This window comes from Demequina sp. B12, from assembly GCF_028823635.1.
Taxonomy (GTDB): Bacteria; Actinomycetota; Actinomycetes; order Actinomycetales; family Demequinaceae; genus Demequina.
Genome location: NZ_JAPEHU010000001.1, coordinates 435,726 through 449,144, shown reverse-complemented (window position 1 = coordinate 449,144; position 13,419 = coordinate 435,726). Strand labels below are relative to the sequence as shown.

General features: G+C 64.5%; 13 protein-coding genes. 6 read left to right on the top strand and 7 right to left on the bottom strand.

From position 1 onward, the window contains the following. Positions 1-149: 149 nt before the first annotated feature. Together ON058_RS02195 and ON058_RS02190 are read left to right on the top strand one after the other, a co-directional pair. Complete coding sequence (locus ON058_RS02195) at positions 150-833, top strand: response regulator transcription factor (protein ID WP_274667391.1); 684 nt, start codon at positions 150-152, stop codon at positions 831-833. Next, positions 830-2,266 (top strand): HAMP domain-containing sensor histidine kinase, encoded by a 1,437-nt coding sequence (locus ON058_RS02190; protein WP_274667390.1) that lies wholly within the window; start codon positions 830-832, stop codon positions 2,264-2,266. Before ON058_RS02195 ends, ON058_RS02190 begins: the two co-directional genes overlap by 4 nt. Here ON058_RS02190 and ON058_RS02185 read toward each other — a convergent pair. The 3 genes from ON058_RS02185 to ON058_RS02175 all read right to left on the bottom strand — a co-directional run bounded on the left by ON058_RS02185 (position 2,263) and on the right by ON058_RS02175 (position 4,768). Continuing rightward, a complete protein-coding gene (locus ON058_RS02185) occupies positions 2,263-2,739 on the bottom strand; it encodes a DUF2087 domain-containing protein (RefSeq protein WP_274667389.1) in 477 nt (158 codons plus the stop codon). The genes ON058_RS02190 and ON058_RS02185 overlap by 4 nt on opposite strands. Positions 2,740-2,792: 53 nt before the next feature. After that, positions 2,793-3,137 (bottom strand): YciI family protein, encoded by a 345-nt coding sequence (locus ON058_RS02180; protein WP_274667388.1) that lies wholly within the window; start codon positions 3,135-3,137, stop codon positions 2,793-2,795. A 101-nt stretch (positions 3,138-3,238) separates the two neighbouring features. Next, the gene (locus tag ON058_RS02175; protein ID WP_274667387.1) at positions 3,239-4,768 is read right to left on the bottom strand and encodes an ABC-F family ATP-binding cassette domain-containing protein; all 1,530 of its coding nucleotides are present in this window, start codon (positions 4,766-4,768) and stop codon (positions 3,239-3,241) included. A gap of 357 nt (positions 4,769-5,125) precedes the next feature. Here ON058_RS02175 and ON058_RS02170 point away from each other — a divergent pair, with 357 nt between their 5' ends. Further along, positions 5,126-5,872 carry a carbonic anhydrase family protein gene (locus ON058_RS02170; RefSeq protein WP_274667386.1) on the top strand — a complete coding sequence of 249 codons (747 nt, stop codon included), beginning with the start codon at positions 5,126-5,128 and terminating at the stop codon, positions 5,870-5,872. A 140-nt stretch (positions 5,873-6,012) separates the two neighbouring features. Here ON058_RS02170 and ON058_RS02165 read toward each other — a convergent pair whose 3' ends face one another. Continuing rightward, a complete protein-coding gene (locus ON058_RS02165; RefSeq protein WP_274667385.1) occupies positions 6,013-7,023 on the bottom strand; it encodes an SRPBCC family protein in 1,011 nt (336 codons plus the stop codon). Between the two features lie 49 nt (positions 7,024-7,072). After that, on the bottom strand, positions 7,073-7,420 hold the full coding sequence (locus ON058_RS02160; protein ID WP_274667384.1) for a helix-turn-helix transcriptional regulator: 348 nt from the start codon (positions 7,418-7,420) through the stop codon (positions 7,073-7,075). A 353-nt stretch (positions 7,421-7,773) separates the two neighbouring features. Between ON058_RS02160 and ON058_RS02155 the strand changes: the two genes are divergently transcribed. The 3 genes from ON058_RS02155 (at position 7,774) to ON058_RS02145 (ending at position 11,559) form a co-directional block, all read left to right on the top strand. Continuing rightward, on the top strand, positions 7,774-9,552 hold the full coding sequence (locus ON058_RS02155; protein ID WP_274667383.1) for a beta-N-acetylhexosaminidase: 1,779 nt from the start codon (positions 7,774-7,776) through the stop codon (positions 9,550-9,552). 76 nt (positions 9,553-9,628) lie between these two features. Then, positions 9,629-10,927: a sensor histidine kinase gene (locus ON058_RS02150; protein ID WP_274667382.1), complete on the top strand. Its 1,299-nt coding sequence runs from the start codon at positions 9,629-9,631 to the stop codon at positions 10,925-10,927. Next, on the top strand, positions 10,918-11,559 hold the full coding sequence (locus ON058_RS02145; protein ID WP_274667381.1) for a response regulator transcription factor: 642 nt from the start codon (positions 10,918-10,920) through the stop codon (positions 11,557-11,559). The genes ON058_RS02150 and ON058_RS02145 overlap by 10 nt, the downstream gene beginning before the upstream one ends. Before the next feature lie 14 nt (positions 11,560-11,573). Here the strand turns inward: ON058_RS02145 and ON058_RS02140 are convergent, their stop codons facing one another. Together ON058_RS02140 and ON058_RS02135 are read right to left on the bottom strand one after the other, a co-directional pair. Next, a complete protein-coding gene (locus ON058_RS02140) occupies positions 11,574-12,194 on the bottom strand; it encodes a response regulator transcription factor (protein WP_274667380.1) in 621 nt (206 codons plus the stop codon). Further along, positions 12,191-13,342, bottom strand: coding sequence for a sensor histidine kinase (locus tag ON058_RS02135; protein ID WP_274667379.1), 1,152 nt, complete (start codon positions 13,340-13,342; stop codon positions 12,191-12,193). The genes ON058_RS02140 and ON058_RS02135 overlap by 4 nt, the downstream gene beginning before the upstream one ends. Positions 13,343-13,419: the final 77 nt, after the last annotated feature.

Sequence of the window (13,419 nt, the reverse complement as noted above, 5' to 3'; positions counted from 1 at the left end):
ATGCTGCTCCAGTGGGCCGGGGCATGACTCCATCACACCGGCGCTACCTGGGAATGGGCTGGGAACGCAGACACAACCTCCTGGGATTGCTGTGGGGCTTGCGGCGTAGTCCCAGCGTTCTCCCAGGGTCGAGTGCAAGACTTAAGGGCATGACCGAACGACGCATCCTGGTAGTGGACGACGAGGACAACCTCCGCACCATGCTTGTCGCCGCCTTGAAGTACGAGGGCTACGACGTGGTGCAGGCTGTCGACGGCGCTGAAGGCTTGCGCGCGGTCAAGGAGCACCGGCCCGACCTCATCGTGCTCGACGTGATGATGCCGAACGTTGACGGCTTCGCGATGTGCCGGCGCCTGCGGGACTCGGGTGACCGGACCCCCGTCATCTTCCTGACGGCCCGCGACAGTTCGGAAGACAAGGTCGAGGGCCTGCGCATTGGCGGCGACGACTACCTCGACAAGCCTTTCAACCTGGACGAACTGGTGGCCCGCGTCGAAGCGGTGTCCCGCCGCTTTGAACGTGAACCGTCCTCCGCGTCCGCCTACGAAGTTGCGGACCTCATGCTCGACGACGTGTCCCACCGGGTGACGCGTGGCGGCAACGAGATCGCCCTGTCCCCCACCGAGTACCGGCTGCTCATGTACCTGATGCGCAACGTGGGCCGCGTCCTGTCACGCGGCCAGCTGCTCGAAAACGTGTGGGGATACGCCGCTGACGACGACGCCTCCGTCGTGGAAACATACATCGGCTATCTGCGCCGCAAAATCGACGCCACCGACCCCAAACTCATTCACACTGTCCGTGGCGCCGGCTACACCTTGAGGGCACCGTGACCGACACGTCCCCCCAGCCCGATGCGGCACCCCCCACCGCGCATCGGCGCACGTTGTCACTTCGCGACAGGCTCGGACTCGGCCTGGCCGCAGTGGGCGCCATCTCCATCGTGGTCGCGATCATCGTGTCCCTCACCACGCAACAGTTCCTCCTGTCGCAAATGGACGACCGGTTGGACTCCTACGCGGGACCGAGCTTCTACGACCAACCCATCCAACAGTTGCCTGACCGTTTCCAACAGTTCCAAGACGACGAACGCCTCTCCGAAGCGACCCGCGGCTACGTCGACGCCGACGGCAACCTCTATGTGTTGGTGGCGCCCAACGTGGACGGTGCCGTCGATGAAGTCCCCGCCATCCCGCTGCACAAACTGACCGACGAATCCGCCCACTTCACTGCCCACTCCACCGACGGCAGCACCAAGTTCCGTGTCCTGGCACGCCCCGCGGGCAGCGGTTGGGACATCACCGCTCTCCCCTTGGACGACGTCACCGCTGCCACCCAGCGGCTCATCCTCATCGAAGGCATCGGCATTGTGCTCCTGATCGGCACCCTGGGCCTGGTGGCGTGGTGGGTGAACCGGCTAGGAATCACGCCGATGCGCCGCATGGTGGACGCCTCCACCCAGATCGCCCACGGCGACCTTGACGTACGCCTCAACACGGACCAAGGCGGCACCGAAACAAACGAGCTGGCCGAGTCGCTCAACGCCATGATCGGCACCCTCACCGACTCGCTACGCGAACGCGAAAAGTCGGAAACACGTCTCCGAGAGTTTGTCGCCGATGCTTCCCACGAGTTGCGCACCCCCCTCACCACAGTCCTGGGGTACTCCGAGCTTCACAAGCGCGGCGCGCTCGCCGACAGCGACGCCCAAAACGATGCGTGGGCCCGGACCGAAGCCGAAGCCGCCCGCATGCGACGACTCGTCGAAGACATGCTCACCCTCGCCAAGTACGACGCCGAACCCGACCTGGAACAACGCGACATCCACCTGGGCGACCTCGCCACCTCCGTTGTTGCCGATGCGACCGTGGCTTACCCCGACACCACCTTCGAGTTCGGCGGCGGCACCGCCACCGTGAACGCCGACGGCGACAGGCTCCGCCAAGCCCTGCTGAACGTGGTGGCGAACGCCGCCGTCCACGGCGGCGACACCGTCACGGTGACCGTCACCAGCGACGACGCCGACGCTCGGGTCATCGTGCACGACAACGGTGCAGGCATGACGCCCGAGGTCGCCGCCCGAGCTACGGAACGGTTCGTACGCGGAGACTCCTCACGTCACCGTGCCACCGGCGGGGCGGGACTGGGGCTCGCGATCACGGCGGCCATTGTCGATGCGCACCACGGGACACTCACAGTGGAGTCCACTGCGGACGACGGCACCACCATCACGATCACGGTGCCTCACGCCACCCCTGCGACCTAGGAGCTCGGTTCCGCCTGCCAGTAGCGCGAACCGTCAGTCTCCCGCTCCAGCAAGCCGGTATCCACCGCGTATCGACGCAGCCCAGCCTCGTCAAAGAAGAGCACACCAATCCGCGCCGTCAGTTCACTCTCCGTGAGCCACCCACGACTCACGCCCACGAACACTCTGTCAATGACCGTCCGGACCAGTTCCGGCCTCTCCGAGTCGTTGTCAGGCCAGGCACTGATGGGACCGTAGGCCAACAGACCGTGCTCGGAGGCCAGGGTGGTGAGCGCCGCGAAGTGGTGGGAGAGCCGGTCTGGATCAGGGCCGTCCTCGCGCCACCACCCCAGGGGAGCAAGCCGCGCATCAGTGCCGTCAGAGCCACCGTTCAGTGCATCCACCAGGACGTCACGCATCTTGGGATTTCTGAGGAAACCCACCAGCATTCGCTGGCTTCTCAACACCTCACGCATGGCATCGTCTGTCAGCACTATTCCCCCTATGTCGTTGACTCCAGTGGGTTCGACCCTACTCAAGGTCACGGCTAGAAGCTCGGTTCCGCCTGCCAGTTGTAGAACGGCCGCACCTCAATGACCCCTAGCCGCGCCATCGGATGGTCGCGCGCAATCTCCACCGCCTGATCGATGCTGTCGCACTCCAGAACGTCCAGGCCAGCGATCTGCTCATGCTTCTGCGAGAACGGACCATCCGTTACGAGCGTGCCTGCCTGGCGCAACCGCACCGTTTTCGCTTGGCGAGCAGGCGCCAACCGGTCCCCAAACACGCGCGCCCCCGAAGCATCGTGCCGCTGAACCCAGGGTTCCACGTCGTCTTCCCCGGGCAACGGATCGTCGATGGGCTCCGTCATCACCAACATCAGAAACCGCATGGCCACTCCCCTTCCGCTGTGACTGGCAGGTTCCTTCCATCATGCTCGCTCCCGCGTCACACGTCGCGTTCAACGGTGACCCATCCGCGGCTGCCATCGCTTCAACCCCACGCACGGTCAGTGAACCCTTCACCCGACACCACCCACCGCCGCGTAGGGCGCAGTTGCTCCACGAACTCCGCATCATGACTGACCACGATGACCGCACCCTGAAACCCAGCCAACGCCTCCAAAAGGTGCGTGCGAGACGCGAAATCAAGGTTGTTCGTGGGCTCGTCGAGGATCAGCAGTTGAGGCGCGGGACGCGCGAGCAGCACCGCCGCGAGCGCCGCCCTGAGCCGTTCGCCTCCCGAAAGCTGACGAGCCATCGCCTGACCGGCATCGCCCCTGAACAGGAACTTCGCCAGCCCCTCACGCACCTCATGCGGTGCTGCACCCACGGCACGCGCCATCACGTTGTCCACCACACTGCGGTCCGGATCCAACACATCCAACCGCTGCGGCAAGTACCCGCAGGGAACGGACACGGTCACGTTTCCGTCCAGTGGCTCCCACTCGCCCAGCAACGTGCGCAGCAGCGTGGTCTTCCCGGACCCGTTGGGCCCACTAAGGACGATGCGCTCGGGACCTTGGATGAGAGCGCTGACGTGAGTGCCCGTCGCGATCCGGCAGTCAAGACTGGCGACGTCACGCCGGGCGGGCACAGCCGTCTGAGGCAGGTCCACCCGGATCTCCTTGGCCTGGCGCGCCGCGGCCCGTGCCGCGTCGAGCCGTCCTTGAGCCTCGCCCAGCCTGTCCTCGTGGACCGCCGTCACCCGTGCCTGCGTGGCCTGCGCCTTGCGTTTCATGGCACCCATCATGATCTTCGGCACCCCCGCTTGCCGCGCCTGACGCTCGCCGTCGCGCTGCCGCTTCCCCGCACCCTCCACATGTGCACGGAGTTCGCGATGCTGCTTAGCTACCTGGGTCTTGGCATTCGCAAGTTCAGCCTCAGCTCGCTCACGTTCTGACGCGATCGCTGCTTCGTAGGCCTCGATGTTTCCGCCGAACCAGCGCAGGCTGCCCCGCCGCAGTTCACCAACCGCCGCCACGCGGCGCAACACACGCCGGTCATGGCTCACCACCAACGTGGCACCCGAACGCCGTTCCAACGCCTCCAACACAAATGCCGTGGCATCCGCGTCCAAGTTGTTCGTGGGCTCGTCCAGCAGCAACACCTCCGGCCGCTCCCACAAAGCCGCCGCGAGCGCGAGCCGGGTGATCTCACCGCCGGACAGCTCGCCAACAGTCCGGTCAAGCGTGCCGTCGGGCAAACCCAACGACGCCAATGTCGCCACCGCGCGCTCCTCGACATCCCAGTCATGGCCCACCGTGTCGAAGTGCGCCGGGTCCACATCTCCGGACTCGATCGCGCGCACAGCCGCACGCTTAGATGCCAGGCCCATCGCGGCATCGGCCCTCGCCAAGGGATCCAGCGCAACGTCCTGACGGACGTACGCGACGCGCAGCGGCCGATGAACGGTGCCCGAGTCGGGGGTCAAGTCACCCGCGAGGATCCGCAATAACGTGGACTTACCTGCACCGTTGGCACCCACCAACGCACGCAGTCCACCATCCACAGACCCGGACACCCCATCTAGGACACGGGCACCATCAGGCCAGGAAAAGGTCAAAGAAGAAAAGGAAAGAAAAGACACAAGGTTCTCGCAAACGTCTGGGGCATGACTGCCAACGGCTCAGATGCGTATGGCCAGACTTCACGCGTCTGGCGAACCTAGATCTTCAACGGAGTGCTCCAAGCGACTCGGCCCTGTGTCTCACATCAGGGTACGACACACGCCACCGCGTACCGCAACCCGTATGTCCGGATAAGGGCATATGCGTAAGTTTCTTGACCATGAGAGCCCCCTTGAGGCCCAATGGCCTCAGCGAGGCAGCCGCCCCGCTCTCGCCGAGCCCCACACGGGCCTGGACCTGAAGGAGTCATCATGACCCCACGCACCATCCGCTTCACCGGAGTCGCCGGAGCCGCCGCACTTCTCACCGCAGCAGCCCTGACAGCGACACCCGCCACCGCCAGCGAAGAAGCCACCACAGGCGACAGCCAATCCCCCATCGACATCCGCGATGAAGACCTCACCTATGTCGAGAACCTCCCACGGCTGCGCGTCCACTACGACACCTCAGACGTCCACGTCCACAACAACGGGTCACCCGACCACGAAGCAAGCGTGAAAGCGACCCCGGCAGAAGACCTCTACGTCACCGTGGGCGGCGAAAAGTGGCCACTCGCACAGTTCCACTGGCACACCGAATCCGAACACCTCCGCAACGGCGAGCCCTACGTCATGGAAGGACACTTCGTCCACCAGCAAGACGACGGCGACCTGCTCGTCATTGGAGTGTTCGTTGAGGAAGACGACCGCAACCGTGCACTACGCCCACTGTTCTCCCAGTTGCCCGCCTCACACGAAAGCGTCGACATCGAGAACCTCCGCATCGACGACATCCTCCCCGACGACCTCGAGTCCTACCGCTACAGCGGCTCCCTCACCACTTCGCCCTACAGCGAACCCGTCAACTGGATCGTGCTCGACGAGCCCATCGAAATGTCGCGCTCACAGATCGCCGCATTCCAAGAACTGTTCCCCGAAGGCAACACCCGCGAGGCACAGCCACTCAACGACCGCACCATCCTGACGGACGTTGACGACTTCGAAGAAGACGACGACTAAAGCGCGCACCTGGGAGGTGCCCCAGGGGTGCGCTCCACCCTGACTTGCCGTCGGCACCTCCACATTCAGGGGAAGAAACACTGAGGCCCCCGGTTTGCTCCAACCGGGGGCCTCAGTGCGTGAGCGTTGCGGGTGAGAACCTAGCTCAACACCTCACGCTCCAAACGTGCGTAGGAGTCCTCCATGCCGTCCACCATGCCCGTCTCCAGGATGATGTCGCGCATCTGCTGATCCGGATACGTGATCACAATCGTGAGAAGAGTCTGATCACCACGGGGCGTCAGCGTCATCTCATTGAGCGTCGACGGCGCATCCATGCCAATCATCGACTCCGTGTTCACCGCACGGTACGGCGCCTCAAACTCCAGCACCTCCCCCGTGAAACCGAACCGCTGAGGCAAGGCAGCATCGGCCCCCTCCTGTGCAGCATCCGCAAGCAGGTCAGCCGAAGGCTCCCACTCGTAGCGATACGTTTGCCCCTGCGCCGTGGCGATCTCGCACACCGGCATGCTCCACCCATCAGGACCCAGCAGCCACTTCTGCAGCAGATCCTTCTTATGGTGGGCGTCCCACACCTGCTGAACAGTTCCCCGGATCAGACGGGACACCCGCACCTGAGTGTCGGACAGCAACGTCAGTTGTGCCTCACCGGAAGCGAAGCTCGCCAAGTCTGCAAGAACATCGTCGATCTGGCCCATCGCGGACTGCATGCCCTGCTCCATACCCATCTCGATGAGCTGCTCCAACTGCTCAAGCGAACCAAAGTATGTGGTGCTCACCAAGCGCGAACCGGACTCCGTGTCCTCAAACTGGAACGTCATCCGCATGGATGGCATCTGCGCATTCTCGTTGCCGTCCGCATCGGCGAACGCATCGCGCACCTCAAAGGAGCGCCCCGGATCCACCGCCAGGAACTCCCACACTCCCCCCGACTGCTCCCCTTCAGGACTAGTCATCACATAGTGACTCCGGCCGCCCACATAGACATCGTGTCGTGTGAAGGTGGCGGGCCACTCCACCGGACCCCAGAACTTCTCGATCTGGCGGGGGTCGGTGTACGCCTCCCACACGCGTTCACGTGGGGCGGCAAAGTCGGCAATGACCGTCATGGTCAATGCATCAAGGTCTTTCTCTACAGAAGTCACAGGCATGGCAAGGACCTTCTCTCTTAGCGTGGCTGGGCGGCCGGGTCGGTCGCGGTCAGGATGGACGGGGGTCTTCAGCGAGCAGGTCATCAAGGCGGCCAATGCGGGCACGCCAGATCTGCTCATAAGCGTCCAGGAGTTGCTGGGCGCGACGAATGGTGTGGGGGTTGCCGCGGACGTACCGTTCGCGACCGTGGGGCCGCTTGGTCACCAAACCAGCTCCCTCGAGGACTGCGACGTGCTTTTGCACTGCCGCGAAGGACATGTCGTACGCGGCCGCGAGGTCGGAGACGGACGCTTCTTCTGCGAGCGTGCGCCTGACGATGTCGCGGCGTGTGGAATCGGCGAGGGCCCGGAAGATGCGGTCGACCTCGCTGTCGGAGAGTTCCATTTCTACAACCATTTGGTTGTACGTTACGCCGGGGCGGGGGCGCTGTCAAGCGGAAGCGAGCCGTCCCTGACACAACCGGACGGCGGCAGGCGGCATGTCGCCGCGGACACGCCGGGCGCCGGAGGCAACGGATGTCAGGGATGGCACAGCGCCAGCCATAGAACGGTCCGGGCAGGCCGGGCACGCCGGCGGGCATGCACGGCTGGGCGCGGGGGCGGCGGCACGTAGCCCGCGTGCAGTGGATGCAACACGGCCCGCCAGAAGCCCGTCGAACCGGACTCGAAACGGCCACTTGCTACCAAACCGAAATGCTCCCAGACCCAACAAAATAGATTCTGGTAGCAGGCACGACGTACAGTCGAAACGTGACTGAATCCACTGTGAATGTGATCCCTGCACCGGTGCAGGCAATGTCCCACGATGGCACCTGGGCACCCACCCATGCGCTCACCGTTTCCGCCCCCGAACCGCTGGCTCCGGCAGCCCGCACCCTCGCCCGGGACCTCACCGGCGCGTTCGCACTCGACGCCCGGCTGGTCGTCACCAATGAACAGCCTTCCGCCGCCGATGTGACCTTCGACTTTGATGCCGCGATCCGTCCAGGCGGCTACCGCCTCGCCGTCACGACTGACGGTGTGACCATCACCGTCGCGGACCTCGCCGGAGCCCACAGCGCGGCGCAAACCCTGCGCCAACTCGCTGGCCCGCAGGCGTTCCGCAGCAACCCCATCGACGGCAAGCCCCTCGAGGTAGGTCCATGTGAGATCGAGGACCACCCCCGCTTTGGCTGGCGTGGCATCCACCTTGATGTGTCCCGCCACTTCGTGACCAAGCATGAGGTGCTGCGGTTCATCGACAACGCGGCCGCCCACCACCTCAACCTGTTCCACTTCCACCTCACGGACGACCAGGGCTGGCGGATGCAGATCGACCGCTACCCCAACCTCACCCAGGATGGCGCGTGGCGGCACCGCTCGCAGTTGGGCAACGGCTGGATTGAACCCACGTTGGACGAACGTCCCCACGGCGGTTTCTACACCAAGGACGATCTGCGCGAGATTGTGGCGCACGCCCGCAGCCGCGGCATCACCGTGATGCCGGAAATCGACGTCCCCGGGCACGTGCAGGCCGCGATCACCGCGTACCCGGAGCTCAGCTCCACGGGCGAGCGTGGCGAAGTGCGCACGACCTGGGGCATCAGTGCGGACGTGCTGAACCCGTCGGAGGCAAGCCTGGAGTTCTTCCGCAAAGTGCTCGACGAGGTGCTGGAGGTCTTCGACTCGACGTTCATCGGCATCGGCGGTGATGAAGTTCCGACCACCGCCTGGCGCGAGAACCCGGAGATCGTGCAGCGCGCACAGGACATGGGCCTGGCGAAGGTGTCCGACCTGCACGGGTGGTTCCTGGGCCAGCTCGCCGACTACTTGGAGAGCAACGGCCGCCGTGCCGTGGTGTGGGATGAAGGTCTCACCGAGTTCCTTCCCCGCAACGCCGCTGTCACGTCATGGCGTGGCATCGAAGCTGGTGCGATCGCCTTGAAGAGTGGCCACGACGCCATCATGGCGCCGGAGCAGGTGGTGTACCTGGACCACCGCGCCTCGGACGACCCGCGTGAACCCATCCCCGTGGGGTTCGTGCGCACCGTGGAGGACGTGTTGGGCTTTGACCCGCTTCCGCCGGAGGTACTGGCCGCCCACCCAGAGCTCGACAGCATTGCGAAAGCCGATGTCGTGGTCCCGTTCCCGGGCGACCGCGCCCCTAGCGCGGAAGGTGAGCAGGGTGCCCTCCTGGGTGCGCAAGCTCAGGTATGGACGGAGCACTTGGACAACCCGCGCCGTATTGACTACGCCACGTGGCCACGCCTTGCGGCGTTCGCTGAGGTGATGTGGTCTCCCGCGATGGACCGTGCGCCTGGCACGGACGCGTCGGCGGAGTTCATGGAGCGTTTGCGCCGTCACCTGCCCACGTTGGAAGCGGCGGGCATTGAGTTCCGCCCGCTCGATGGCCCTCACCCGTGGCAGGAGCGCGGACCGATCGAGACGATCGTGCGTGACCTGGACCGCGAGATGGAAGCTGCCGGCTGGGGTGGCGCGGGTGGTTACCGGGAGGACGACGACGGCAACGCTGCCTGGCCTGCCACGTAAACACGGGGGTTTTCCCTACCTCAACACGGAGGAACACACCGCTGTGATGGCGCTCCGGCGCGGCTGAGATGGAAGCATGACTACTGCAACCATGAACACTTCAGCCGCGCCGGTGGCGCATCTCCGTCATGAAGGGCCCTACTGGGTGTTCCTTCTGCAACGCCTGAGCCGTGACTTGGGCTATCTGCTTCCCCTGCTTTTCCTCTCCACTGCTGCGTTCACCGTGTTGGTGACGCTGGCCGCAACATCCGCGGGCACGCTCATCATTTGGGTAGGCCTTCCCCTTGGTGTTGCGACGTTGTGGACGGCGCGTGGCTTCGCCAATCTTGAGCGGTCCCGCCTCACCGGTTTGGGTGAGGGAGAGGTGGTGGGCACCTACCGCGAGCGCCCCGCATCGGCTCCGTGGCTGACGCGTGCTTTGAGTGACTTCCGTGACGGGCAGATGTGGCGCGATCTGTTGCATGGGGTCGTGACGTTTCCGCTGGCGGTGGTGAGTTGGTCGGTGACGATCACCTGGATTGCGGGTGCGGTGGGTGGCACCACGAGCAGTCTTTGGGCGCGCTTCCTCCCTGAAAACGAGTCCACGAATGTGGCCATTCTTGAGTGGCTCAACACTGTTCAAGGCATGAGTGTGGTGGGGCTGGTTTTCCTGGTGACGGCGCCTTGGGTGCTCACCGGTCTGGCGCGTCTTCACCTGATGATTGGGCAGGCGTTGCTGGGCACCAACCAGAAGCGTGCACTGCGGGCGGAGGTGCAGCGACTGAAGGATGCTTCCCAGGCGGCAGCCCACGCCGAGTCCACGTCCCTTCAGCGCATTGAGCGGGACTTGCATGATGGCCCGCAGCAGCGTTTGATTCGCCTGCAGATGGATGCGGCCGCTGCGGAACGCGCACTCGACAACGATCCGGAGGCGGCACGTGCTGCGTTGGCGACGCTGCGTCAGCAGTCCGCTGAGGCCCTTGCGGAGCTGCGTGCTCTCACGCGTGGTTTCGCTCCCCCGCTGCTGAGCGAGCGTGGCCTGGAGGCGGCGGTGCGGTCGCTGGCCGAACGTTCTCCCGTCGCGGTCGACGTCACCTACGGCCTCACCACCCGCATCAACCCGCACGCGGAAACGGCACTGTATTTTGCGGCCTCGGAAGCCCTCGCGAATGTCGCGAAGCATTCGCAAGCGACCCGCGCATCGGCCGTCTTTACTAGGGACGATGCCGCCGTCACCTTGACCGTGACGGACAACGGGATCGGGGGCGCAAGTCTGGCGAAGGGTACGGGGTTGCGTGGGCTTGAGGAGCGGCTGGCGGGTGCTGGCGGTAGCCTCACCGTGACGAACGGACCTCAGGGTGGGACCGTCCTGACTGCGGAGGTGCCGTGCGAGTAATCCTCGCTGAAGACTCGGCGTTGTTGCGCGAGGGCCTGGTGCGCCTGCTCGTTGAGTTGGGCCACGAGGTCCTCGCCGCCGTGCCCACGGCCACAGAGTTGGTGACCGCGGTGCGCGATGCCGTGGATGTGGATGTGGTGATTTCTGACATTCGGATGCCTCCGGATGGCACCGATGATGGTCTGCGCGCATGCGTCGCATTGCGTGCGCAGCATCCTGGCTTGCCGTGCATATTGTTGTCGCAGCACACCGAGCGGGCGTATGCGGAAGAGTTGTTGGCGAGCGGAACGGGTGGCGTGGGCTACCTGCTGAAGGACCGTGTCACGGACATTGACGCATTTGAACGTGCCATCGTGACGGTTGCTGCCGGCGGCACGGTGTTGGACCCGGAGCTTGCGGCGCGGCTGGTGACGCGTGCTCCCGACCCGTTGGGTGCGTTAACGCCACGGGAGCGTGACGTGCTGGCGCTCATGGCGGAGGGACGTTCCAACGCAGGAATCCAGGACGCGCTCGTGGTCAGTGCGGGAGCCGTCGAGAAGCATGTGAGTTCCATCTTCGCCAAACTAGGCCTCACCCCAGCCGCCGACGACCACCGCCGAGTGCTAGCCGTCATCACGTATCTGACGGCCTAACGGAGGACCAAGCGTTATGGCATGAGGCCACGCTGGCGTGCCTGGTGCACCGCCTCCGTGCGTGAACTCACATCAAGTTTGGTGAACACGTGGGTGAGATGGGATTTTACGGTTGCTTCGCTTACGACCAGCGTGTTCGCGATCTGAGAGTTCGAGGCACCGCTCGCCACCAAATGCAGCACCTCAAGCTCTCGCGAGGTCAAAGCCTCATGCGGGGATCGCAGCCGTTGTGCCATCCGTTGCGCCACCCGTGGCGCCAACGCCATTTCGCCTGCAGCGGCAGCCCGGATGCCCGCCACAAGAGCGTCTGGTTCCGCATCCTTCAACAGGTAGCCTGCAGCTCCGGCCTCAATGGCCGCAAGGATGTCTCGCTCTGATTCGAAACTCGTCACAATCAACACCGGAACAGTGCTGCCGTGGTTCCTGAGGTCGTGAAGCGCCTCGACACCCGAGCCATCCTTGCCAAAAGACAAGTCCAACAGCACCACATCGACCCGAAACTCATCAACAGCCGTCACCACGTGGCCCGGTGTCGCCACCTGACCGGCCACCACAAGGTCAGGGACGGAGTCCACCATTGCCGCTAGACCGGCACGCACCACGGGATGATCGTCAGCGATCAGCACGCGGATCATGAGCCGTACTCCACTCGTGCCACCACGGTGGACCCCTGGCCTGGTGCACTCGAGACCGTCAAACTCCCACCCGACACCTCGACCCGTTCCCTCATCGCAGTGAGCCCGAAGGATTGACGTCCGACGCTACGCACAGACCCCGTATCAAAGCCGATGCCATCATCAGCCACAGTCAACACCGCGGCACCACCGTCAGCCACCACCTCAATCCACACGTGGCTGGCTTGAGCGTGTTGTTCGATGTTGGCGCTGGCACTTTGGGCGATACGCAAGAGGGTCGCTTCCCCTTCCACCGGGAGTTGCACCTGATCCGAGACCGTGACAGCGACATCGGCTCCCGTGGACGTTGCTAGCCGATGCGCCACCCGCTCAAGCGCTGACCGTAGCGTCCCGTCCTCAAGATCCTCCGGCGCCAAGGCGGCAATAATGCGCCGGGTCTCCTTCACCGACTCGGCTGCGGCCGCCTGGGCCGTGTCGAGGTACCGGTCCCGGTCGCCCTCATTCGCAGCCTGGCGGGCAGCATGGATCAGCATCTGGATACTCGATAGGGACTGTGAGACTGTGTCATGGAGTTCACGCGAAAGGCGCGCTCGTTCTGACATCACACCCAAGGCGTGAGCATGCCGCTGGGTCTCGTCACGGGCTGCTTTGAGATCGTCCACCAGGTCATCACGTTCGGCAATGGCATTCACCAAGGTGCGATACCCCAGGCCCACCCCAACCCCCACGGCAATGCCCGTGAGCGGCCCCACCACCCCAGGAACACTCCAGCCCAACTCATACGACAGTGCGGCGACGGAGCCTGTGGTGAGCACTGTTGCGCCAATCGCTAGCCGCGCCCATCCGCCCAGGGCTCCGAGCAACAAAGCAAAGGGGAACGCGAGATAGGCCGCATCGACACTGACCGCCAGCACAGCAAGCCATGCGAGCGCGAGCACTATCGCCCACTGTGTCACCCAGCCGCGCCGCAGCGCCCAGCCTCCACCCGCATAGATCGCTGCGACAAGTGCCACCCCAAGGATGGCCGGCCACGGAACGTGAGGTGTAGATATCCACGCGCGGGCGATCACCACACCACAGAGGGCAGCGACGATGCCATGCAGCCCTATCCGCAGGGTTGCCGCGACAGGCCGCAATGTGGTGTCCACCTTGTCATTGTGACGTGCCTACCGGTGTGACGCATCAACCGAAAGTTGGACGTCAACGTCACTCCTCTTGGAGGCAA